Source organism: Pseudomonas sp. TWRC1-2 (assembly GCF_049896685.1).
Classification (GTDB): Bacteria; Pseudomonadota; Gammaproteobacteria; order Pseudomonadales; family Pseudomonadaceae; genus Aquipseudomonas.
In genome coordinates this window covers 518,677-541,496 of sequence record NZ_JAFCUU010000002.1, presented here as the reverse complement: position 1 = coordinate 541,496, position 22,820 = coordinate 518,677, and the positions used below count along the sequence as shown (strand labels likewise).

Annotated in this window: 26 protein-coding genes; 15 read left to right on the top strand and 11 right to left on the bottom strand. The window is 52.8% G+C overall.

The annotated features are described in order from the left end of the window. Positions 1 to 52 precede the first annotated feature (52 nt). Positions 53 to 850 (top strand): hypothetical protein, encoded by a 798-nt coding sequence (locus ACP7B3_RS06960; RefSeq protein WP_426178515.1) that lies wholly within the window; start codon positions 53 to 55, stop codon positions 848 to 850. Positions 851 to 893: 43 nt separating this feature from the next. After that, positions 894 to 1,685 carry a hypothetical protein gene (locus ACP7B3_RS06955; protein WP_426178514.1) on the top strand — a complete coding sequence of 264 codons (792 nt, stop codon included), beginning with the start codon at positions 894 to 896 and terminating at the stop codon, positions 1,683 to 1,685. Between the two features lie 146 nt (positions 1,686 to 1,831). Here ACP7B3_RS06955 and ACP7B3_RS06950 read toward each other — a convergent pair whose 3' ends face one another. Then, positions 1,832 to 2,506, bottom strand: coding sequence for a mechanosensitive ion channel domain-containing protein (locus ACP7B3_RS06950; RefSeq protein WP_426178513.1), 675 nt, complete (start codon positions 2,504 to 2,506; stop codon positions 1,832 to 1,834). 388 nt (positions 2,507 to 2,894) lie between these two features. Then, positions 2,895 to 3,347: a hypothetical protein gene (locus ACP7B3_RS06945; RefSeq protein ID WP_426178512.1), complete on the bottom strand. Its 453-nt coding sequence runs from the start codon at positions 3,345 to 3,347 to the stop codon at positions 2,895 to 2,897. Between the two features lie 367 nt (positions 3,348 to 3,714). Between ACP7B3_RS06945 and ACP7B3_RS06940 the strand changes: the two genes are divergently transcribed. The 7 genes from ACP7B3_RS06940 to ACP7B3_RS06910 all read left to right on the top strand — a co-directional run bounded on the left by ACP7B3_RS06940 (position 3,715) and on the right by ACP7B3_RS06910 (position 9,337). Then, complete coding sequence (locus ACP7B3_RS06940) at positions 3,715 to 4,860, top strand: hypothetical protein (protein WP_426178511.1); 1,146 nt, start codon at positions 3,715 to 3,717, stop codon at positions 4,858 to 4,860. A 112-nt stretch (positions 4,861 to 4,972) separates the two neighbouring features. Further along, positions 4,973 to 6,241 carry a hypothetical protein gene (locus ACP7B3_RS06935; protein ID WP_426178510.1) on the top strand — a complete coding sequence of 423 codons (1,269 nt, stop codon included), beginning with the start codon at positions 4,973 to 4,975 and terminating at the stop codon, positions 6,239 to 6,241. Between the two features lie 23 nt (positions 6,242 to 6,264). Continuing rightward, positions 6,265 to 6,438, top strand: a complete 174-nt coding sequence (locus ACP7B3_RS06930) for a hypothetical protein (protein ID WP_426178509.1) — start codon at positions 6,265 to 6,267, stop codon at positions 6,436 to 6,438. A gap of 335 nt (positions 6,439 to 6,773) precedes the next feature. Continuing rightward, the gene (locus ACP7B3_RS06925; RefSeq protein WP_426178508.1) at positions 6,774 to 7,127 is read left to right on the top strand and encodes a hypothetical protein; all 354 of its coding nucleotides are present in this window, start codon (positions 6,774 to 6,776) and stop codon (positions 7,125 to 7,127) included. Positions 7,128 to 7,563: 436 nt separating this feature from the next. Beyond that, positions 7,564 to 7,719: a hypothetical protein gene (locus ACP7B3_RS06920; protein ID WP_426178507.1), complete on the top strand. Its 156-nt coding sequence runs from the start codon at positions 7,564 to 7,566 to the stop codon at positions 7,717 to 7,719. Positions 7,720 to 7,804: 85 nt separating this feature from the next. Further along, positions 7,805 to 8,890: a hypothetical protein gene (locus ACP7B3_RS06915; protein WP_426178506.1), complete on the top strand. Its 1,086-nt coding sequence runs from the start codon at positions 7,805 to 7,807 to the stop codon at positions 8,888 to 8,890. Positions 8,891 to 9,031: 141 nt separating this feature from the next. Next, on the top strand, positions 9,032 to 9,337 hold the full coding sequence (locus ACP7B3_RS06910; protein WP_426178505.1) for a hypothetical protein: 306 nt from the start codon (positions 9,032 to 9,034) through the stop codon (positions 9,335 to 9,337). 274 nt (positions 9,338 to 9,611) lie between these two features. On the opposite strand, the gene ACP7B3_RS06905 is transcribed toward ACP7B3_RS06910, so the two are convergent. The 7 genes from ACP7B3_RS06905 to ACP7B3_RS06875 form a co-directional block, all read right to left on the bottom strand. Continuing rightward, a complete protein-coding gene (locus ACP7B3_RS06905; protein ID WP_426178504.1) occupies positions 9,612 to 9,956 on the bottom strand; it encodes a hypothetical protein in 345 nt (114 codons plus the stop codon). 165 nt (positions 9,957 to 10,121) lie between these two features. Next, positions 10,122 to 10,451, bottom strand: a complete 330-nt coding sequence (locus tag ACP7B3_RS06900; RefSeq protein WP_426178503.1) for a hypothetical protein — start codon at positions 10,449 to 10,451, stop codon at positions 10,122 to 10,124. 102 nt (positions 10,452 to 10,553) lie between these two features. Next, entirely contained in the window at positions 10,554 to 12,695 is a 2,142-nt protein-coding gene (locus tag ACP7B3_RS06895; RefSeq protein ID WP_426178502.1) for a DEAD/DEAH box helicase, read from the bottom strand. Between the two features lie 101 nt (positions 12,696 to 12,796). After that, on the bottom strand, positions 12,797 to 14,428 hold the full coding sequence (locus tag ACP7B3_RS06890) for a HamA C-terminal domain-containing protein (protein WP_426178501.1): 1,632 nt from the start codon (positions 14,426 to 14,428) through the stop codon (positions 12,797 to 12,799). 206 nt (positions 14,429 to 14,634) lie between these two features. Continuing rightward, on the bottom strand, positions 14,635 to 15,210 hold the full coding sequence (locus ACP7B3_RS06885; RefSeq protein ID WP_426178500.1) for a DUF4145 domain-containing protein: 576 nt from the start codon (positions 15,208 to 15,210) through the stop codon (positions 14,635 to 14,637). A 115-nt stretch (positions 15,211 to 15,325) separates the two neighbouring features. After that, on the bottom strand, positions 15,326 to 16,501 hold the full coding sequence (locus ACP7B3_RS06880) for a restriction endonuclease (RefSeq protein WP_426178499.1): 1,176 nt from the start codon (positions 16,499 to 16,501) through the stop codon (positions 15,326 to 15,328). Between the two features lie 150 nt (positions 16,502 to 16,651). After that, positions 16,652 to 17,074 carry a hypothetical protein gene (locus tag ACP7B3_RS06875; RefSeq protein WP_426178498.1) on the bottom strand — a complete coding sequence of 141 codons (423 nt, stop codon included), beginning with the start codon at positions 17,072 to 17,074 and terminating at the stop codon, positions 16,652 to 16,654. Positions 17,075 to 17,192: 118 nt separating this feature from the next. Between ACP7B3_RS06875 and ACP7B3_RS06870 the strand changes: the two genes are divergently transcribed. Further along, complete coding sequence (locus tag ACP7B3_RS06870; protein ID WP_426178497.1) at positions 17,193 to 17,747, top strand: hypothetical protein; 555 nt, start codon at positions 17,193 to 17,195, stop codon at positions 17,745 to 17,747. Positions 17,748 to 17,866: 119 nt separating this feature from the next. Here ACP7B3_RS06870 and ACP7B3_RS06865 read toward each other — a convergent pair whose 3' ends face one another. Beyond that, on the bottom strand, positions 17,867 to 18,247 hold the full coding sequence (locus tag ACP7B3_RS06865; RefSeq protein ID WP_426178496.1) for a helix-turn-helix domain-containing protein: 381 nt from the start codon (positions 18,245 to 18,247) through the stop codon (positions 17,867 to 17,869). Between the two features lie 367 nt (positions 18,248 to 18,614). On the opposite strand from ACP7B3_RS06865, the gene ACP7B3_RS06860 reads away from it, so the two are divergent. The 5 genes from ACP7B3_RS06860 (at position 18,615) to ACP7B3_RS06840 (ending at position 21,493) form a co-directional block, all read left to right on the top strand. After that, positions 18,615 to 19,349: a metallophosphoesterase gene (locus ACP7B3_RS06860; protein WP_426178495.1), complete on the top strand. Its 735-nt coding sequence runs from the start codon at positions 18,615 to 18,617 to the stop codon at positions 19,347 to 19,349. After that, on the top strand, positions 19,349 to 19,711 hold the full coding sequence (locus ACP7B3_RS06855; RefSeq protein ID WP_426178494.1) for a hypothetical protein: 363 nt from the start codon (positions 19,349 to 19,351) through the stop codon (positions 19,709 to 19,711). Before ACP7B3_RS06860 ends, ACP7B3_RS06855 begins: the two co-directional genes overlap by 1 nt. Next, a complete protein-coding gene (locus tag ACP7B3_RS06850; protein WP_426178493.1) occupies positions 19,695 to 20,021 on the top strand; it encodes a hypothetical protein in 327 nt (108 codons plus the stop codon). The genes ACP7B3_RS06855 and ACP7B3_RS06850 overlap by 17 nt, the downstream gene beginning before the upstream one ends. A gap of 88 nt (positions 20,022 to 20,109) precedes the next feature. Next, positions 20,110 to 20,778: a DUF6957 family protein gene (locus ACP7B3_RS06845; protein ID WP_426178492.1), complete on the top strand. Its 669-nt coding sequence runs from the start codon at positions 20,110 to 20,112 to the stop codon at positions 20,776 to 20,778. Positions 20,779 to 20,860: 82 nt separating this feature from the next. Then, a complete protein-coding gene (locus tag ACP7B3_RS06840; protein WP_426178491.1) occupies positions 20,861 to 21,493 on the top strand; it encodes an HAD family hydrolase in 633 nt (210 codons plus the stop codon). 137 nt (positions 21,494 to 21,630) lie between these two features. Here the strand turns inward: ACP7B3_RS06840 and ACP7B3_RS06835 are convergent, their stop codons facing one another. Then, positions 21,631 to 22,551, bottom strand: a complete 921-nt coding sequence (locus tag ACP7B3_RS06835; protein WP_426178490.1) for an AbiJ-NTD4 domain-containing protein — start codon at positions 22,549 to 22,551, stop codon at positions 21,631 to 21,633. Positions 22,552 to 22,820: the final 269 nt, after the last annotated feature.

Genomic DNA, 22,820 nt, shown 5'->3' with positions numbered 1-22,820 from the left:
CCTGCAGGCGTTTTGTGAAGCAGCACGGAAGTGCGAATATTAAGAGATGAACATGGATGAGTTGTTGAAGTTTCTGGCGCCCTATCATTTTCCGATACTGGGTTTTGATGCGAATTCGAGTAAGGAGATGCTGGTTGGGACTTGCATAATACTTTCCATAGGCGAACGTTATTTTATTGTCACTGCGTCTCATGTGATGAATGAACGGCAAAATGTGAAGAATAAAGAACTTTGGCTGTGGAATTATCATGATGGTTCGAAATACACAATTACCGAAGATATCATTGGCAATGATCAACGGGATGTTCCGCATTGGCACGATGTTGCAGTGGTCGAAATTGATGTAAGGGATTATAAAACCCTAGATTATCATGAGTTTTATGAAAAGTGTTTTTTAGGCCTCGAGAGAGTTGTTGTGGATTTAAAGGCATGTGATCCGGGCGCTGATGTGGCTTACTTGATCTCTGGCTTTCCGTGTTCTAAAAATAAAAACCTTAAAAAAGTGCCGCATCTGCTGGCCTTCTTTACAAAGGAGGTGGGTAAGGAGAGCGGTTCCGCCATAGATAATTTGGCGACTATCTCTCTGGAGTGGAATAGTAAACAGCTTGTAGAGCAAGGTATGGCGTTGCCGGCCCCTCAAGGGATGAGCGGTGGTGGTGTATGGGCGTTGACAAAGGATCATGAATTTAATCCGCGTTTGTTTGCAATTTCTGTTGCGCACATCAAACGAGAAAATAAAATCATTGCGGTGAAAATGGCTGTGGTTTTAGCAATATTGCAGGCCTTTTTTCCTGGGACGAAGTTGGAGGGTGTGGATATGCCCCTTTCCGTATTGGTCGGTGAGCAATGAGTACGTGTTTCGATCTATTTTTATGTGAGCAGGTGCGAGTTCAATGAGTCGAGAAAGCTTAGCCACTGAACGTAGCTATTTTACCCAGGCTCGCCAGTATCTTTTGTCATTCGAGGGCGTCACCACTCAGATAATCGATGCACATTTGCACGACTGGAAACAGCGCAAGCCAAAAGATATTCCTGGGTTGTTTCAGGCGATGCTGCTACATGCGCAGAACCGCCAGGGTATGCCGAACACTATTGGAAGCATCAGTCGCCTGAAGAAGCTGTTGTTTGGTTTTAATCCAGGAAAGGTGATTGCGCGCTATTCTACTTGGGACGATTTGTTTGACGCGATCAACGAAGCTGCGCATGTGCCAGCCAGCCGTTTCGATAAGGGTAATGCGAAAAGCTATTGGGTTATTTACTGTAAGTCTATAATGTCATGCGCTGATTTCTTAAGGCGTTACAGCTCAATGCAGCAGTTTGATGAGTTTGTTGACGGTTTTATGACCAATGAGTTTTCGCGCTTGGCGCTTCCGCTTTTGTTGAAGGAAGAGATTTTTGGTTTTGGCTTTGCTTTGTCTTGCGATTTTTTGAAGGAAACCGGATACCCTCAGTTTTTGAAGCCGGATACACATATCAATGATATTGCGCGTGGGCTGGGTATTAGTCATTCTTCAACAGACTTTGGGGTTTTCAAAGACGTTGAAGCGTACTGTAATAGGATTAAAAAGCTGCCTTATGAGGTAGATAAATTGTTTTGGTTGGTAGGGAGCGGAAGGTTTTATCTTTCCGAACTGAAAGTTAACTCATCTAAGCATGACTTTATCAGTAGTTTTGGTCGGCGTTGAAGCACGCTGGACAGTCAAGGTAGGCAGTTCGCGATTGGCTGATCAACGCACCTCTCACTAACGTTTTGCTCGTGGCAGCGGAAGATCAGGTCGATACCTCACCGGATCTCCGCTATCGCGAGCAAGTCTGGCGCCAGAGTGCGGCGTCACATCAAACGCTTTTCGGGGGCCGGCAAATGACTGGCCCCCAACACCGCCGGCAACATGCCCGCGCGCAAGTCATTGCCACTTGGCTGCTGATACAGGCTCAAGCCGAACTCCGGCAGCACCGCCAGCAGGTAATCAAAAATATCCCCCTGGATGCGCTCATAATCCGCCCACGCCGTGGTGCGCGTGAAGCAGTAGATTTCCAGCGGCACGCCCTGAGCGGTGGTTTGCATCTGGCGCACCATGCAGGTCATGTTCGGCTGAATGTCCGGGTGGCTTTTCAGGTAGGCCAGGGCATAGGCGCGGAAGGTGCCCAGGTTGGTCATGCGGCGGCGGTTCGCAGAGAGTTGCGCGCTATTGCCCTGAGCCTCGTTCCACGCCTTGAGTTCAGCCTGCTTGCGGCTGATGTAGTCGGTGAGCAAGTGCACCTGGGTCATGCGCACTTCTTCATCGTCACGCAAAAAACGCACGCCGCTGGCGTCGATGTACAGGCTGCGCTTGATGCGGCGACCGCCGGACGCCTGCATGCCGCGCCAGTTCTTGAACGACTCTGACATCAAGCGCCAGGTAGGAATGGAGACGATGGTCTTGTCGAAGTTCTGTACGCGTGAGCTTGTTATAAAAATGGACACCACGATTTCATAAAAAACAGTGACTTGAATTTTTTTGTCCATTGTCCATTTTTTGCGAAATCCTTGGACAGCCCTGAAACCCCGCCAGCCCGGTGCCTCACCCCGCGAGCACCCCATTCCCAAGAATGCCACATGGCCGAGCGCTGATACCGCGATCCGAGATACTCGGAACCCTCACCGATGAGGCGGCGCTCCTGGCTCCGCCAACTTCCGAACGCATCTCACTGATGGATCTACAATGCCTTCGACGGGCTCGCCTGGCACATCGAATGCAACGCACTAAACTGGTTCGCGGCGGGGGACAGTCGCTCTCGATGAGGCCTGCGCACATGTTGTACTGCACTGAAGTCTCTAAGGATATCTCTATGCCGAGCTCCCAGATGTCCCGCAGCCCTCGCAGGTACAAAGCTCTTTAACTGAGCCTTGCTCTTCAAGCGCGCAAGCTGGATTCCAGAGCGCTGAGCAAGTTTTGGATGAGGTTGTTGCTCAGGCAATGACATCTTGGCGGCCAGGCCTGCCCATACCCCGGCCCGAGGTTGTGCCGTTCGAGGAGGTTGAAAACTTCCGAGAGACTCCGCCTGAAGGTTTGGACATCCAGGATGTCGAGTGGATTTGGTGGACGGTAGCATCCGGTTTCACGTACCAGGTGTTGCGCGGCCATATGTCCCAGATTATTGACCGGCGTAAGGACTAGGGCTGCTTCTTTTTCTCCCCTATTGCAGATTTGAAAGGGAATAGCCGGTACCCAGCAGCCGTCATCAAACTGCTTCGTGAAGTGCTTTCCAGAGGCGCCGTAATCGCTGTGGACGAGAATGAGCTTAGAGGGACTGAGGAAGAATGTGAGGTCGCATGGACTCTCATCATCCAAAATGAAATTTGGCATGAGCTTACCTGGGCAGTTTTTGACCTGATTCCGATCGAGATGCTGCCTTACCCCCTGCGTGATATCCGATTTAGCGGTGATCTGGGGTTGTAACGCAAATATGCCTGTTCCGCGTGCCGGCTAGATCAGCAGACGCTTGAGACATTCGGCATAGAAAACTGACGCTTTCCTGCTCAGCCGATGGGCGACTGCTTCGTTTGAGTATTGTTGGCGGGGGAGGGCAAAGGCAGGGTTCGCGCCCCAGCCAGGCCTCATGCATATGCGCGATTACAGCGTTGACGGAGCGAGTGTTGGATTGCTTAACTAATCGCAATTTTATCTCCGTTATCAGCCCGTCCCAGGGATGGCGCTAAGGATGTAGGTAGTGATGATGAAAACGTTGTCAAAAGCTGTTTCAAACAATCTGGATAGTTATGTCGCGCCCAAACGAGGCGAGGGATTTGAAGAAATTTGCCTTGATATTTTTGAGTGCGTTTTGAAAGAAAGAGGATTTCCAACCGTTGGGGAGGCTTACGCACGAGTTGCCGCTCATGGGGTCAGTGGGGACTCACAAGGAGGCGTGGATATATATGATCCAGCGACCGGGGCCGCAGCACAGTGCAAAAACGTGGCAAATCTCAGGCCGCGTCATCTAACAAAAGAACTTCAAAAGCTCAAGAATTTCGATAGACCGGTTTCTCACTATTTCTTTTTGCTGGGGCGCGATGGCGTCCCCAAGGGCTTAGAGCAATGGGTCGACCGAGCCAATCAATATGATGCTAACGCCAAATCATTTTGGTTAGATATCGGGATTGAGGCTGACGCTCGCCCAACCCTGCACATCATGGGCTGGCAAGAAATAAAAAAATATTTGTTTGAAAGCAATTTTTTGATGTGGAAGTGGGGGCTGGCTCACCCGGCAATTCATCAATATCCCTATCTTCCTACGCTAGATGTGGCTTTTTTGGCTGAGACCATGGACGCGTTGAGGAGAAAGTCAGATGTCTTGCCGAATAGACGAGACTCTAAAGATGCTGTTGAAGGATTGTTACGCTCAGTCAACGTTGATGGTTTGGTTGATCTTGTAGCGAATGAAAAAGTAGAGTGGGAGGTTTTTGCAGGGCTGGAGTGTTTTGTAAAAGCAGTTAAAGAGGTTGTGAGTGTATATAGAACCTATGGAGTTGCAGTAAAAGATGTGAATAGCCAGGATCCTATTATCATGGAGCAAGGTTTTTCCATGATGAATGATTTGGCGAGGTACCTGCCGCGCCTTTCCGCCTTGGGGTATCTGCGAGAAATTTACAGGGCTACGAAGAAACTCTTGAATATATTCAGTGAAGAGGAAAGTTATCAGTGGGATACCGAAATAGTGATGCATCAAGGGCAGGAAATTGAGGTGGAAGGAGAGACCACCCTATTGTTCAATTTCAATTTTGAGGATTGGAGTCATCCATATTATATCCATCCAGACGAGATATATCGCTTGATCCAAATCATCGTGAATGGGGTTCGACGTGCAAGAGCGGATTTCTAGGTTTACGACACTCCTCACAATCTGTCATTTGATGGCAAAATGAGCTCGCCATACAGCAGGTCGTGCCTGCCTTCGACGTGGCCATGACCCAGCCCATCAGCAGGATGTATTGATGAACGCGCCTATGCAGGGAGAGGCCAAGGCCAAGCTCCGCACCCGAATTGCCCTCTGGCTCAAGGCCGGCTATCAGTCGGTGATCGGTTTCCGTATCGAAAGTAGAAAGCCGAAGATGGCCCCTATACCAGGGTACTCGATCCTTGATCAGGTACCCGGCAAGCCTGTTCGTAAGAAGAGTCTTTTTGCAGGCGCGGTGGGTGCCACTCTCGTCGCATTTATTGGCGTCTTCGCTGCGTCCTGTGTCTCCATCTACAGTACGGATATCGTGAAACAAGGCGGGAAAGTGATTACCGCCGCCTTCGGAGAGTTTCCCCTGCCCGAGTTCTGGCAGCTTGCGCTTACCGGTGTACTGCTGTTGCTGGCCATGGTCGTGGTCTTCTTCAGGGAGAAGGCGCTGGGGGATGCGGTAGCCACCCAGGCCCAAGATTTGAAAGATGAGCTCTCAACGCTCCCACCTCAGAGCTTCCTCGACGTGTACGGGACGGCAATCAAGGAGGTGGGGGAGGTTCGACGCGATACCAAGATTCGCTTTCGCAGTGGCGCGCTGACGCAGGCCGAGTTGGCAAAGTCGATTCGATCGGTTCTTAAAGTCGTTCTGGGATTGGCCAAACTCTGGGATGGTGAGGCGCCTGCTAGGGAAAGCATGGTCTACCGCGCGAACATCATGATCGTCATCCACCCGGATGCGATGGAGGGCCTGAAAGACCCTGATGGGCCTTTTGCCCCCTTGATCATGAGCAGTCCGTTTTTCCTCTACCGGGATAACCTGGCGTCGCGCATTGACTACGCGACCGGCTTGCTGCTGATTGAGGATTCGGATTTCACGGCGAGCTCTAACGCCAATGAAAGCGAGCCCGATGATCGGGTTAAACCGTTGTGCCTGCCATTCTCGACCAAGGCAGCGGAGTGCCAACCTAACCTTTTCGGAGCCCCCGAGGGGCTGGTCAATAAATCGGCAGCTTATGTCGGTAACACCACCAAGGAAATGAAAAAATGGCTTGAGGGGCTTTCCTCTGCAGATCCTCGCTTTCACGAGGAATACGCAAGAGGGATTCGCGGTTATTATGAAAGTCGCCGTGAAGCGCAATCTATACTCTCGATGCCGATTGAGTTCGAGGGCGACATTATTGCTATGTTGAATATCTATCGAAATAAAGATGATATATTCAAAGGCAAGGAGCGTGCCCGACAGTTTGTGTCACTCATGCGCCCAATTTGCTATCAACTCTCCAAAATGCTAGAATTGGCAGCAGAATTGGAATGAACCCTCCTACCCAGAGAAGTGAAATGAACGCACTGAAGCTTGCCAAAGCTCACCTCCGTCAGCTCGAAGCTCACCGTAAATCTGGTGCTGTGGTCGAGGCGGAGATGGTTAAGCGTGCCGATGCGATCCTGAAGGGTAAAGCGATTGATTTCCCTTCCGTTCGTATGATCGTGCGCTCGGAGGCTGTCAGCGCCTGATTTTCGTTCTGCTTGGTGCGTATAACCTCCAACGCGCCCTAGCCCTAGCCCTAGCCCTAGCCCTAGCCCTAGCCCTAGCCCTAGCCCTAGCCCTAGCCCGGATGGTGGCTAGTGCGTCTGGCCCGGACTAATTTGTTCTTAATGCTATCCTGCTATAATTGTTTTTTTGAAGTGCACTCCGTTGAAGTTTTGATGCTAGAGCCTTTTTCTGCGATCGCTAAATAATGAAATAAGTGTCCAGTAGTTTTAACTTTTGCTCGTAATAAAGATGCCGCCCTTCGAAGTTTGAGTTTCTTAATTAATCAGCTGGTAATGAATTGTTCCAGAGGTGTGGTATGAGTAACTATCTGACAGAAGAGCAGATGCGCGCTGCGCTATTCTGTACACCCGTTTCCAAACCAGCCGAACCGGAATTATCGGAAAATTCTGTCGCTCCAGTCCATTTCCAACCACCTGCAAGCCCATCACGATCCAAAGCAAAAGCCCCGGCAGTTCCGTCTAAGCCCAAATCCCTATACCCCAAGATTCGAGTCACGCTTCACGTCACGAAGATTTATGAGGGTGATGTGGATGTTTTCATCCATGACTCGGGCAATCTCAGCACACTGGTCGCCCAGCAGGAAGCAAAGGCAGCGGCTCAGAAAAAGGGTTACAAGTACATTGAGGTTCATTCGGTGGAGCAGGTCTGACGCCTGAGATTCTGTCTGCGTTGCGAGGTCAGAAGCGTGGAGCGAACACACCTTGCCACCTCCCGCAGATGGTCAGTTGTGTACTGGGGAGGCCTCTAGCACGCGGCCCTTCTGGAAATTATTGCCAACCAATAATTTCAACTAATTCTGCGCCCGGCCTGGGGCTACCGTTCGCATGAGCGACGCAAGCGCCTGGACAGTCCATCTTGTCCAAGTCAGCCAGTGATCCATTGATGCGCCGACAGTTTTCGATTTCACTGGCCCCCTATCTCAGTAGCCCAGTCGCTACAGCCCTGGAGCTCGTGTGCGGATCACGCATATGTACTGGGTCAGGCTCATGATCCTCGCAGCTGAATTTTGTTTCCAAAAAGCCTAGATACCGCATTATCCAGGGCGGCTAGCATGCGACCTCCTTACCACCCAACAGGAAGCAATCATGGCCAAGCCAAGCAGCCCCAACAGCCCGCAACGTCAGCAGCAGAACGACAGGTCAAATGCGTTGAACGATAATCGTGGCACGTCTGGTACCAACCAGACGAATGCTCACGTTCATGGCAATCGCGGCAAGCAGCTCAACCCCAACCAACGCTAGGAATGCGCACCCCGGTCATCATTGGCCGGGGTACCAAGGATTTCAGATAAATCGAGATACTTGCTTCGCCACCCAAGGCGAGTTGGTGAAGCTGGCCTACGATGCCTTTGGCGTACTTCCTCGTAAGGAAGCCAGTCGTGATGATATCGACGAGACACAGAAGAAGACCATCCAAAAGCAGCTGGTACGGCTAGCCAAAGAGGAGGGTGGACTGATCTCAAACCTTGGCCAGGTGATTCAGGGCCTCAGCAACATCATGGCTGCCTACATACCGAGCATTCAGATCATGAGCGCGATAGGCGATCCACTCAGCGATCTACTGGACGCATACAGCAGGTTGGTCAGCGAAGAAGGCACCTACCTGAGCAAAGCGCAAACCGTTCAGTACTTCATTTCGACGACGGCAATCCCTGTGCTGGTCGTGTCGCTGAATCGAAATCTTCTCAGGCACAGGCTTGCAGACCTGAGCCTAGAAACGCCGGATGACACATTCTGGTATCTGCCGACAGTGGCTGCAGATGCCAGCCAGATACTGCCTCTGGAAAAGGTCATGCGCTGGGCCTATGCGCGCTGTGGTCTCTCACAGACGCAGTTCCACTACCCAGGCAAGAATGCCCAAAGCGACATCAACACGCTTCGACAGAACCTCGACAATGCCATTAAGTGGACGCGAGGCGTACGGCTCCCGGCGCTCCCAGTACTGTTCAAAAATTTTGAAGAGTCATTCACCGCCTTGGCTCAAACCGGGCGAGAGATACCCAAAGAGCTTCAGGTCAGCATCTTTGTTGCCCTGTTGATTGCTAGGGTATCGAGCTACCTCGCTCGGGAAATCACGAAAGCCTACGACCCCCAGTACCTCGCCGACGCGTGCCAGCAATTTCGCGAATACTCCGTCTGGATTGCTGATGACGTCGACGAGTTCAAAGCTGAGCTTGCACCCGTAATGGAGCGGCAGAAGTCCCCAGAGTCGGCCACATTGGTATGGCTCACTGCCTATAGAGATTACTGGGCCTTCTTTGACAGCAAGTTGACCGCTGTCGCTGACAAGGTGTGGCAGCTCAGAAATGCTCGTGGGGGAGTGCCTATACGCGATGACGTGCTCGAAGCGCTCAAGAGCCGGTATGGTCTTTTCGCAGTCTACACCCACCTGGATCTGCTTCGGCGGCAATAGGCTTTTCTCCCGCCCGAGGGGTTTGCAGAGCTTCTGAACAAGGGCTTTGAGCTCAAGAGCAGTGCGGCCACCCAGCTGGAGCAGATCGACGATTATGCTGCTCAGGTAGCAGCGTACGGCCTAGATGAGCCATTGTGCTGGATGGTGCCTTGGTTGCGTGGGGTCTACCACTACCGTAAAGACCAGTTCGAGGCGGCGATGCCTCATTTCCAGGAAGCGTTTGAAAATGCCAAATACAGGGCAGGCAAGAACCAATACAACCTCGTGAATCAATACGTCGAGCTCGCGGCAAAAAATGATGATCGGCGCAGCTTCAAGAAGGGTATTGAATGGGCGCAGTACCTAGGTATCAAGATACGCTGGCTGCGTGATGATGAACCGACTGAAGAGAAGTTGGACTTCGTCTGCTCCATGCTGAAGATGGCCCGGTATGATCATCAAATGTAGCGAGGGTCGCGGCGGTGATGATCCGTCTTGCCCGATTCTGGTCTGCATAACGATGGTGCGGTGTGGCCGCGACCCATGACCGGATCAGGCGCTTGCTGAAGCCAGCGCTTGGGCAGGAGCAATCTTTGGCGATCAGTAAGGTGTAGTACGCCATGAAATCGCTACCTGCTCGCAGCCTATGAATTTGCGTCCACGAGAATATTGGCGACTGTTCACATCATCTCTCTTGATGTATGTGAGGGTGAAGTAGGTTTATATTTTTTGAAGATTATAATTAGTATTGTATTTCAATTCCATAGGTGTCACTGAAAACTTTGAATGATCTGTCTGATGTTGATTTTACTTCATTCCATTGGGTGCTCATTCTGCCATATAGCCCCATTTCCTTATAATTCTTATATCCGCAGTCTTCCCAGTGAACATCGATGAAGGCAAAGTTGGGTCGGTTGTTGGTCAGATGAACCGTGATTTCTTCCTTGTCAATTTTCAGTTTTCCGTTAATTTTTGCGCTCACCACTCCAGTGAAGTTTGCGAAAGTTGTATCGCCGGTCAAAGTTTTTAGCGCTGAAAAAATGACTTGGGTACTTTTCGAGGATGTCATCAAGTCGAGTTTTGGCATTGTGGAACCCCTCGGTGGTTTAGTTGAAGTTTTTTAGCTTTGCGTTTTTTGATGTCGGTTTACAGTTGGTAAATTAGTAAGTGGGTGGTGCTTTCCTGACGCGACCGGCAAGCTGAAGCCGTTCGCGCTCATGATTGGATGCTGAGAAGACGAGGGCCTTGGCAATCACGTTGCCACGGCCTTAACGGCCTTCTTAATGGAGAACTCCTGCTCGCTCCCATCACTGAACTTCACGACGAACCCCTGCGTGGTACCACCGTTTGGCCCGCTCCCACGCGCGATGTTGCGTGCATAAAACGCAACAGGACGTCCTGGCATTGGCCAGTTGGTGGCCTGGCAATACCGGACGTACAGGTCTTCGAGCAGATCGAATTCAGTAGAGCCTTTGATATCGCCACCGCTGACGAGATTTTTATCGCGCATGGCGTAAAAAAAGCGTTCCGCCTCAATCTGGGATGAAAAACGCTGACCTTTGATGACCAGTGGGTTTGGCATTTACGTTCCTCTCTGTAGGGTTGCTGGCAGACTCGTCAATCGGTGGAAGGCTTGAATCTCGATAAGCCTCCCAGCATCGTTCTCGCCCATCCACGTCCACCATCACATCTCAGCGACCGCCCATTGCATCACATCTTTCTCAAAGCTGGTGAGCTGGAGGCGCTCCACTTGAGGGGCAAGCAACCGCAGCTTTGCCAGCAAATCGTTCAGGTGCTCTGATGGCAAAATCAGGTGCTTGATCTTGGTTGAGATCTGAGTGGGAATTCCGTATTCGTCCAGTGCGGTGAGCAGTGGGTCAAGGAACATGTTTTCCAGTTGTTCAGCGAAGAAGCTGAAGTCTCCAGGCTCGTACCCGTGTTGCTCCAGCACGTCGACCTGAATTTTGTGAATTGCCATGATGTCCCGAGGTAATCTGAAGCACACCATATTCCTGATGAATTTCAGGCGCAGATTAATGGCTTCACTCGCCGAGACATTCTCCCACCGATTTTCCACCGCCTCGCTCAGATAGGCTGGCAAGTTTTTCTGATTTCGAAGTTCATTGATATGCCACGCCAACTGGGAACTGGACGAGATGAGGTAATCCATCATGTTTCTACCTTCTAAAAGGTAGACCAGCTCACATAAGTAATTCAGTTGGTTCGGCTCAGGAATACCTTTCCATCCCAACAATTCCTGCTTGTCAGGTAGGTCACTGATCATCGTTTTCGCGACTTCGACCTGACGCTCGATAGGAATGTGGCGGTTTTCGATCAAGGTGGCGGGCGACAGTACCGGGTTGGAATACGCTTCCTGGAGACGGCCTCGCGAGATCTCCGTGAGGTAATCGTTTTCCAGTTGCATCAATAGGCCAATAGGTGAGGTTTCATCCTGATGGCCGATTGGGTACTCGACTGTCAGCCCCTGCTCAGTGGGCGGGGCTTCGAGCATGAACACCTTGCCGATGAAGTATTTGTTCATGCGGCCAGCGCGACCGGAAATGTTCTTGTAGGTGAAGTAGTCGAACGTCGACGTTTTGAGGCGGCGGTCGTAAATAATGACGTTCTCAGCCGACGTATTGACGCCCTCGATCATCGTTGATGTGCAGATGATTCGCTTGATGATGCCCTCGTTGAAGAGCTTGACGATGTACTGCTGCAACGCGCGAGGCACCCCGCCATGGTGTATCCCGATGCCCAGGGCGATCGCCCTGGCAACGTTCCATTCTGGGTGGTAGTGCTTGGAGATCCAGGCAGCGATTTCTTGCGTCTCAGGTACCGGTGTCAATCCAGCATCCTGGATCAGATACTCAGCGACCCTGTTTGCGCTTGCGGGCGCCTGACAGTAGATCAGGGTAGGGGACTCCAGCGTCCTGACTAGCTCCAGAAGCTTTTGTGTGCGCTCCTCTGAGCGCATGCCCAGATTGAAATTCTGTATATCGACCGCGACGGTGCTGTAGTCAGACGGGATGAAGTGGTACTCGTAACCGACCAACCCAGAGATCTTCTGAATGTGCGGCCCGAGCATGTAGAATTGAGCTCCGGTCTTTGCGAGCTTGTGGAACGCCAAGCTCAGATCGATGGCGCGCGAGCTCTCATCTCTATTGCTCCCCAAATTGATCTTATAAAATTCGTCCAGCACGAAGAACCCCACATCATCCAGATCAGGGCGTTGGATGACCCGCTCCTGCGTCAGGAGGTAGACGTTGGTGGCGTCGGGCACAGCTTCCTGGGTGGGATGCGTGATCAGGTTGACGTCTCTGAAGCGCTTGACCAAGCGGCGCCGGGTTTCGTCAATCAGCGCGATGGTGGGAACGATCACCACCACCTTATTAAATCGGCGCTGGGCAAGTACTGCGTCGATGACCAAGCTCTTGCCAACACTGGTGGAGGCGCTCAAGACCACGTTTTGGCCCTGCATGATCAAGCTGAAAACGTGGGCCTGAAGGTGATGAAATACCATGCCAGGCTCCACACCCTCAACTCTGTGAGCTTCGTAAGCCAGCCGGTCAGACAGGGCCATGTTGCTCAGGTGTGGCGTGATGTAAGGAAAGAGTCCCACGGCTCGCACCATGTTGAGCAGGAGCGATTGCTCGACTGCGTCGAAAAGTGCGAACTTGTCTAGCGCACGGATCACCAGATCGCGCCCCTCCCACTCGGAGTTGCTTCTGTTGACGATGGCGTTGATGGCGAGCAGTACATCGACTGTCGAAGCGTCTTCATCACTGAGGTTCGCCAGGCTGTTCTTGATCGTTTCGTAATTCATTACTGCATCGTTCCTTGAGATCGCCGAAGCCGGCTTGGCCAGTTCGGAATACCTTCACCTTGTAGTGGTTTCAGCTGTGCAAATCGAACACACGCCCGAGGTCATACCTGCAGGTCTTCCAGTGTTTTGCAGCGAGCATTGAAGGCGTTTGTCAACTTCTCGATGCTTTCCATGGGCACGAGGAATACCATGACCTTCACTTGCTTGATGTTCTCTGGCAACTGGGTGGTGAACGTGCCGAAGTGGCCTTCGATCTCTTTTCTGAGGTGGTTCACGTAATCAGCAAGCCAACCTGACGAGAGTGAGTGACTGTCGTAGGTCAGCAGGATGGGAAAGCAGAGGACGTTCAGCATGTCATCGACTGACGAGTTGCGGTGCAGTGCCTGGTTGAAGGCGTCCGCTTTTGGTTGATGGTGCAGCGGCTCGCGCAAGTTGATGATGATTTCGCGTTCCGACGACAGCACCGTCTCCGAAATGGTGGAATCCAGGACGCTGCAGATCTGCGCCAACGTCGCGTCCATGTTGCCTGCTTCAATCAGGCGCGCGAGCCCCAGCCATAGCTGATCGTCTTGGCCAGGTATTTGGACGATGTGGGCGTTGCCAAACTCGGAGAGCGTGCTTCCGTATTTGTAGAAGACCTTGCACGCCACGGGCTCACTGTTTTGGCGGCTGCGCAGGATGGCGTGGAGGATCAGTTCGGCGATTAGCCTGTCGCGGGGCAGCTCGCTGTCGCTGAAGGCATTGATGGATCGGGCGAGTATGGCTTCGGCATTGTGCGCCAGGATGTTCACGATCTCGCTTGCCTTGAGTGAGAATTCTGGGAGCCATTCGACCAGATGTTTAGCAAAACCATCGTGCCGCCACGCTTTCAGTGCATAGCGTACGTCAAAGCCGGAAAATGAGTGCAGCAGACCTTCTTCGGTGCTTGCATGAAACTCGACAAGGAAGGGATCTGGTCGTTTTTTATAGGGTTTGGCTGTAGCCGCTGACTTGTCATCAGCTGCATCTAATAGCTGCTTCAGGTGGGCCAGGGCCGGTTCCCGCAGAATGATTTTCGTCCATGCTGCTGTTTTCACGTTGGCCGTGGCTGCCTTGTCAGCCATCTCCAAGAACTCATCGTAAATTGCCTGCATCTGGGTATTGTTGGGACGGTTCCCGAAATCCTCAGCAAGCTTGGAAAGTGCCTTGATGTTGACCGCTTCCAGTGCCTCCACATCCCCGTAGACCTGCCAGACGCAGTTCTCCGCCCAGTAGGCGAAATTCCGATTTTGTGGCGAGGTGAATGTCTTGAATTTCTTGAGCAGGGCCTTGCCTCGGGCGGTGGTGGTGTCAGGCAGATTCCGTTTATCCAGCTCCGTTTTAAAGCCGTCAAGAACCTTCGCTACGTCGCGCTTGGTCACAATGCGGAAGCGGGCAGGGCCAGAGCGCACATCGCAATTCAGCGATTTATGAAGCAAGGACGAGTCGGCTTTGGTGCCATCCAGCTTAGCCACCTCATCCACATTCCATTTGTGGTCACCCTCGGTCGTCTTGACCTGGATGTACTCATTCACGAGCTGCCCCGCGCAGTGGAATGCAACCACGATATCGTCGGCAGTCTCGCACTCAACCTGGGTGTAGCTGCTATCGCGTAACATCTTGAAAATGAAGGTGACGGCTACATGGTCTTGATACTTGAAGCCTTGCCTTGCAGCAGGCCCACCTTTGTTGGATGGGCTAGTAGTAAGCACCATAACGTCCCTGTATCGCGAGAAAGTTTCTAGAAATGGGCATCCGGTTGGCCAACCTAGGTGCCAACTGCAGAGCCTGCTAAAAACGCAACGCTACCACTAATGGCAATTGGCCGACTATCAGCAATATTGACCTAGCTGACGAATTTTTCCCAGCAAGTAACCGGGTAGGTACTGAGCGCTTTTGCGACCTTCGATAGCCTATGTGTTCACTCGGACGTGCTAGTAGGTTGGAGCGAAAGCTCTCGAAATTTCTCAGCTAGCTCCAGGGCTGCCAAGACATATTCCTTGGCGTCTGAGGGTTCGATAGTCTCCGAGCTATGAGCGGCCTTATTTCTGAGTGCCCTGAGCTTATCGAACAGGTCATTGGTCGACTCTGAGAGGATGCCCTCTGTTTGGAGCCCCTTGATCGCGGCACTCCCGGACACCCGACCTTTGTTCCCTTTGACGGTCACGCCTGCCGTCAAGGCAGCCGAGATCGTTGCGAGTTCAACTTCACGCCACGCGTCTACCACTGCTCCATTCGGGGACAGTTCTGCCAGAGTCTGTAATCGGCTTGCTTTGGAGTCAAAAGACTTGGGGGGGTGGGGCTCTTCGGCGAGCTCCTGGCTGTCCCGAATTTCCAAGAGCTCCGCGCTGAAAGCCGCTTTCACACCTCCCGCCTCAACAGCGTTGATACGCCTGATCAGCCCGGCGACCTGTGATCGGAACAGCAATCCGAAGAAAATCGCCGTGCAAGGCCATGCCAAGATTTCTAGGACTTTGATAACGCGGTCGGCATCCATTCCATCACCCTCTAATGAATCGTTGAAACCTCAGGCTCGGGGGAGAGCTTGAACGCAGCCCGGCAGTCGCTAGGCAATGAATTTGGTTGCTGGGACTTGTAGCCACTCAACGTGATTAGGCGGAATGTTCTTCTTCAGTCTCGGCCTGGAAAACCTCAATCAGCTTCTGGTTGTAGTCGTCTAGATAGCTCTGGAGTCCTTCCCGATCAATGAGCCTCACGCCGGCTGTAGAGGCAAGCTCTTTGGCTGATTTCGTGTAGTACGAATTGGTGACTACCATGGCCTCATCACAGCCATAGAACGCCTTGGCCGAGATCGCCTGCTGGACAGCAGCATTGCCCACCGAGCCGGTGTAGTTCTTCGCCTGGATGACCATGTTTTTACCGAACCGACTCACGAACAGATCAGCACCTTGGTCAGCGGTCTTTTTGGTTTCTTTCACATCGAAACCAATGGTTTGGAAGATCTCGACCAGGAACGCCTCGAACTGAAAACCGTCCATCGCGTCCACGAGGTACATGGTGATAAACCGGTTCGGATTGAAGTGCTCAAGCTGGCTACCGAGACGTTCGACCAATATGTCGAAGTAGATGGCTTCGCACAGGCTCAGCCCGCTGCGAAATGCTGGCAGAGTCATCAGCGCAGCGCCTGCCGACGCGTTCGCCTGGGGGTTGAATTGCATGCCTGGATAGGAAATATCGTTCTCCCACAGGTAGTAGTAGAAGAGGGCCAGGTCTGAGCGAAATGTCGTTCCTGCCTCGTCGATCCAAGACCGGAGGGTTTCATTGAGGTCGGCCCTGATGTGCCGGCTGAGCTCTCTAGAGAAGCCCGCGTAGGTCGAGTTGAATGCGGTGGTCAGCAGCAGCTTATCCAGCAGCGATGGCAAGCCCTCAAGTTCATCGAAGCCTTTACGGATCAGCACTTCTCGAAACAGCTCCCGCTCCGTGTATGCACCATCCATCCTAGGGCCAGGTACGCCGACATCAGTAGCTCCAGACGTAGTTTCTCTGGTGGTATGAATGAAGTTCGTGAAGTAGGGCTGCTTGAGCTGCGCGTACTTTCCCAACACGTTGTTGAGCAGGTCGTTGAGTTGTGCCTGCTCTTTTTTCTTGCCCAGGAAATCCATGATGAGCCCTTTGGACTGGTACTGGAAATCAGGGTAGAAGGACGGGTCGAGAGGCGTCAGGTGCTGTCCACGCAGTTCTGCTGTCTGAGAGATCTGAGAGCTGTTGCACCAAGGGCATGCGGTTTCAAATGTGGTTCTGTTGCATCCGTTGCATTGATAAATCATGGGAGTCCGTTCTGAGCAGAATTCGACATGACAACGAAGGTAGGGGTAGTTTCGATGAGCTATCGTCAGCCCGTCCACTCCCCAATGCCTACGTAGCGCGGTGCTGAACGATAGCTCAGTGCCATCCCACCGTCCATGCTGCCTGCGCGGTTACTCATCGAGAAAACCCTTCTCGACATATCTCTTGTGATGCATCTCGCGAAGCACGATTGCCGATTTGTATGATTCCAGTTGATCAGTTCCATTGTCATGCGGATAGTCTTCCGGTCGCATCTCCCTGAGCTGCACAAGCTCATCCCGATTGGCTTCCGCCTGGCGGATGCATCTAGTTTCGATAGTCTCAGCGAGCTCCATGAAGCCATCAGACGATCGACCATTTTCCCAGAAGCACTGTTTCATATCCTGGTACATCTGCAAATGCCGGCTATCGAACCCCCCGCGATGATCATCGATTTCGAACGAGTACCTGTAGGGGGCGTACTGATGGAGAATGAACTGCTGGAGCAGATAGGCGGTGCCGTACTTGCCTTCGAGTAGGGTCTCGCGGTGGGTAACGTACGGTGACTCGGTCATTTCAGCGCTCTCTTTGAAGTCAAAGACCTCAGTCTAGCTAGCTGCTGACCAATTGCATCAGGAAGCGATTTACACGGTCATGTAGTAGCATCGCGCCGTATTTTTGATGAGTCAGGCCATGGATAAGCAACCCGCATTTTCGAGTCCTTGGGAGAGAGCGCTTCTTGAGGCTGCCCAGTTGAAGCTCGACCATCTGTACGAATTCGATAATGATTTCAGTGGCGTGATCAGCAACGCCCATGTGCAAGGTATGTTTGAAGCGGTGTGCGTATACACCGACATGCGGCACGACGATAACTTCCCGTTCTCAGAAAATGGCAACGCCTCTCTCTCCCGGATCAACGACGAGGCCACTGAGTTGATGCAGGCTCGCGCAGCACGTCCATACCATTCAGGTCGCTCGTCGACTGATGAAGATGACAGGGCTGCGATCGCTCTGCGTGACGCCATCCTGTTGAACCTACCGGCCCTTACGACCGGTGAGACCTGCGGCCATGCGTTGGCGATGTCGAAAGCCATGTATGCAAACTTCGAAAGGCTCTGTTTCTATCGAGCGGATTTCGAAACCGTTAGCCGTGTGATCTTAGTTCAGGACTATTCAGCGATGAAACTGGCAGGGCGCCCGGCCATGGAAATTGCACGGGAGGGGTCAGAGGCGTCGATCTTGGAATGATTGGCCAGGCACTCGTCTCCCTAAGCTCTTTCGCATGCAGTTTGAGGGCCGCTTTTCAAAATCGGATCAAGGGCATTGGCTGAGTACGTAGTAGGAGGATCGCCAGGCATCGGCGCCAATCATTCTTCTCGCCAATGCCGGGTCACGGTCGACTTACTCAACCCAAGCATCCTGGCAACCTCGACATGCCTGTGCCCCTCTGCCTTCAGCTTCTGAACCTGCTCGCGGGTATTTGCCGCCTTTTGAGTAACGGGATGGCTCGGATCTGGGACGTGCTCAGAGATGTCCACGTCCAACAGTCCCAGAGTTTCCAGTTCGGCAAGCGCTTCGCTGAGAATCTGGCGGGGAGTCGTTCTATCCTTGGCGGCGAGTACCGTTACTACGAACGACGTGGTCGTCATACGCATGGCCTGGGCGACCTGCTGCGTGGTCTCCAATGTTGCGCTGTTCTTACCGGATTCGAGTTGGCTGATGCGTGCCTGTGTGACGCCGCTGGACACGTCTTGCTGCAGAAGCTTGTGGTGTGCCCTAACGAATCTCAGAGCGGCAGCGAACGCTTGGCGTAGCGACATCACAGTGTTCTCGCGCAAACGAAATGATATGCCGCGTTTGCCAATGCTTACTCAAATCTATATATTTAAAAAAAAGAGCACGTCGGCGCGAGCACCTCCTGCTCTATCAGAAGCGGTGCCAACCAGCGGCTTCGAATGAGTAAGGGCGGTAGAGGCCTCTTGAGACCACATTCCTGCTCAGCCAAATTCAATTATTGCGTAAATCGAATTTAAGCACGCGTTGCGAGCAAGCCGTCAACTGCATCGCTGCAGCGTCTCTTACCCTCTGACACATCGCACGATTTTGGAAGCCTAGATGAAGCTGAGAATCTACTCAGATTTGCACCTCGAATTCGCCAGCTACGATATGCCGGCGCTAGATCCGAGCATCGACCTTGTGATCCTGGGCGGTGACATCGACAAAAAGTGCAGAGGCGTGAAATGGGCAAATGAGCATTTCACTTGCCCAGTCGCGTATGTGTGCGGCAACCACGAATACTATGACGGGCATATCGATCGCACGCTCACAAAGATGCGTGATGCGGCAGAACCGCATGTCCATGTGCTTGAAAACGATCTCGTCGTGCTCAACGGTGTGAGGGTTCTAGGTACAACGGGCTGGACAGATTTCAGCTCTACCGGCGACCAAGTTGCAGCTTCGAGGGTCGCCTGGGAGCGCATGAACGACTTCGGCTACATTCGCATCGATGAAGGTTATCGACGGCTCAGGCCGGCAGATCTGATTGCCCGAAATCATGCGGCGAAAAGCTGGCTGACCGAAGAGCTCGCAAGGCCGTTCGTAGGTAAAACGATCGTCATTACTCACCATTCGCCGTCGTCACTCGTGGTCGGGAGCAAGCATGATGGACACCTCAACGCAGCGTACACGAACGACTGGCCACGACTGATTGAACAGGCAGATCTGTGGGTCTTTGGTCACACTCATGAATTTGTCGACGTCGAGCTGGCCGGTTGTCGCATTGTTTCAAACCCGCGTGGTTATCCCGGCGAATCGACAGGGTTCAACCCCGCTTTTGAGATCGAGATGTGATGAGTGCATGGGCTTTGAAATCGAACGTTATCTCTTTAACAGAGTGCGCACGTACCCGGGCTGAGGCGATGAAAAAAAACAATCTGCCGGACGAGGTTGTCCAGGCAATGGCCCAGAACTGGGGCGTTTTAGTCGACGCTTATCTGTTCAACGCAGCTTGTGTAGGCAATCGCTTCGCAGCGACAGTGTTCTGTGACCGATCTGGTGCAGCGTCCGATGGCATGACGGTGGCAACTCAACCTGTGCGCCTGGTTTCGACCATAGGAGGCTTCAAGTTGTTGAGAACATTGGATGGCGCAGACCACTACGTCGTTGTGACTGAGACCAAGCCAGGGGAGGCTGCTGATGGCTATCGCGGTTGATTGGCCAGCTCAGGTGCTGGCGGCAGCTACTGTGAAGCTAGCAACGCCGATCAGTGCTTTGCTCTGGCAGCCCGAGATCGATTACCCGTGCCTCATAGGCCGCATTTACATGGATCTGAGTAATCGATTCGGAGATGGCCGTTTGATCAGAACGTCCCAAATCTTGAGGCTGATAGAGGAGGACGGCTGGACTATTGCGCATACGTTTTCGGGCAGTCGCTACCTCTTGGTTCAGGCGGGTGGCAACGCCTTCGCTGGATTGAGCAAACTGCGGCTAACCAGCTCAGAGCCGCTAGGCAGCCTGCACTGAAGCATCGGTCAATGAGCCTGGTGATGTATGTATTGATATACGCCGTGGAGCGGCGTTGCTACCGCGAACCATGCTGCAGGAGGGCTTTATGCCAATCCCAGATTGTGTGGCACCGTCGAACCTCAGCGGTGAATTACTGGAAGGGCTTCCAATAAACGACTCTTCGATTTTGTCAGCCCTCGGATCGCGCACCTCGAAGCCCTACTGTGCAGTGTATTCGTGGATCGTACTTGATGTGGCAGCAGCCAAATGCGGTCTTGAGAGCGAATCTAGTGCCACTCTTCAAGACTCCGCTGACGTTGATCCGAGCGATTCTAGGCCAGCGAGGTTGCCACTGGTGCTTTTCTCCCATGACGTCGGATTCGATAGCTTTGGGCGGGTCGACAAAGGCGCGTCCGTCAGAAGCGGTTACGCGATTTCTTACGACGGGCGCGGTATTTTTGAGACTGAAGACACGATCTACATACTCTTTGGGAAAGGCTTTCGACGGCCTGCTGCTCTCGAAGCCATCAATGCCATTCCGGAAGGAATCATCGACAAATCTTGGACAGTCGACTTTCACGACCAGGGTAAAGGCATTGCTGCATTGAGCCGCAGCTCAAGTGTAGTTCACTGCGATATTCAGATGTCCGTGGCCCAGGGGCATGCGCTTGTGGCTCTGGTTCAAGCCCTTAAAGACTCGGGTCACCATGCCATTCTGGAAAGTGTCTTTTGCGACATTGAACGCGAGGTTGGCACCTCAGTGGGTATTCGTTGAGAGCGCAATTGAGGTGAATTCCGTAGCGCGAGCATGGCGGATCGCACGATCCAGGTAAGTGATGCCAGAGAAGGAGAGGGCAATGGTCGGTGGAGTAATCTTTGATGCGTTTGGGACAATTCTGCAGATCGGCCAGCGGACGAATCCGTATCTCCAACTCTTTCGCGAAGGTCGCCGGCAAGGGCGCATTTTGGGGCCGAACACAATTGGTTGCGCGATGACGATGGACTTACCGCTAGATGAGTTCGCCGCTCATCTCGGCATTACTCTCTGTTCCACGGTTCGTCAGGAGTTGAACCGTGCACTGGAACTCGAACTGTCGTCGATCAGACCGTATCCCGAGGCTTTGGAGGCGATCGAGATGCTGCAGAAATCGGGGTGCCAGCTGGGGATCTGCTCAAACCTCGCAGCTCCGTTTGGCCGGGTTGTTAGAGAGCTGTTTCCCATGATGGATGGATACGCGTTTAGCTACGAGCAGGCGATCATGAAGCCCGACCCTAAAATCTATCTGTCTACTTGCAACCAGATGGGAGTAGAGCCTGGTGATGGTTTCGGGGTCGAAATGGGTCGCGTGTACATGATCGGAGATTCGCCGAGGTGTGACAGGGATGGCCCCCGGATGGTCGGCATTATGGGCATTCTGTTGAGTCGAACACGTGCAGGGAAGATCCGAGATCTCACGCAGTTTGCCCGACTGGTCATCGATCAGGATTGAGGGTGGCGTGACTTAGAGTGTGGACGCCCGGCTAGGCTGCTCCACAAAATGTCAGCTCCGATCAGGGGCAGGGCAGCCGTTAGCGCCACGGCCTTCCGAAAAGCCCCGCGATCAAATCTTCAACACAGTTCAGCTGCCTACTGCGCCCCCTCAACCGAGCCACCATTCTCATTGATTTCTTGGCTTTGCACTTCAATGATGTAGCGTATGAAAGCCCCGCTGAGGTGCAACGCTAATTCCGCGTCCATGTCTCCCGATTTGGGCTTCTGAACTCCGCCATGCCTTACGCCAGGTTCTGCGTTTGCATACGCGTAGAACTTCTCCATGACACTCACGAGCATTGGGGGCACTGAACCTTCTTTTTTCATGCGGCTGAGGACGTCCCCAAGCGTTGCAGTTCGATCATGCAGAACCTTGCCCACGCTCTCAAAAGCGCTCACCGATTCCTTGATCGAGTTTTCGCAATCCCGGTGTGTGCCCAACGCATACCGCTTGGCCTTGCCAAAGTGTTCCCGTGCGGCTTCAAATTTATCGAGTTCCGCCTCGACGCTATCCATTCGGTCGGCCAGATCCTTGGGGAGCGCAGATTCCAGCTGGCTCTTGCTGTTCAGGCGCCATCCCACATTGTGCTTGGTGAAGACGTCATTCACTTTTTTGCGGTACGCGGCAAAGCTAAAAGCTGCCACATCAATGGTGCCCGAAGCGCCCTTATAGGACGGTTCGACGGATTTCAGCTGCTCTCCTACCACTTCCACGCAATCGTAGAACTGGTACCACTCACAATGCTTAAGGGTGTACGCAAGGCCGTCGGCACACGTCCAGGTGTCCCAGTCACTGTCATCCATCTGACGTTGCGTCTCTATGCATAGCCGTTCGTTCAGGCTTTTGATGCCCAGAGGCAACATCTCCTTGTTTTTTTGCCGACTGTCCAAGTCCACGTAGGTCAGTTTAGAGAGAATTGAAATTTGGAACTCATCTCGTAACCATGGCGGAGCGTCCTCCACGATCGGGCCTTGCTGGCGATTCGGATCAAAACCGTTGCGATGGGAGAATTTCAAGAAGTCGCTCCGTATCCATAGCTGGCAGCATGCAGGAAGGCCTGCGCCAAAGCTTATCATCGGATCAAACAACGCCGGAACCAAGCATGAAACGAAGGAATTAGGGTGCTTGAGCTGGGCAGCCCGTAGTAACCTTAAACTCGCAATTGGGCAGGAAAGAGCCCGGCCAAACTCGGATCTCAGCGACGGGAGTCGTTAAGGCGCTTTTTGGCCGGTAGTCTGCTTCTAAGCCAATAGATTCGGGGCCTTTGGCGTACTCAACACAATTG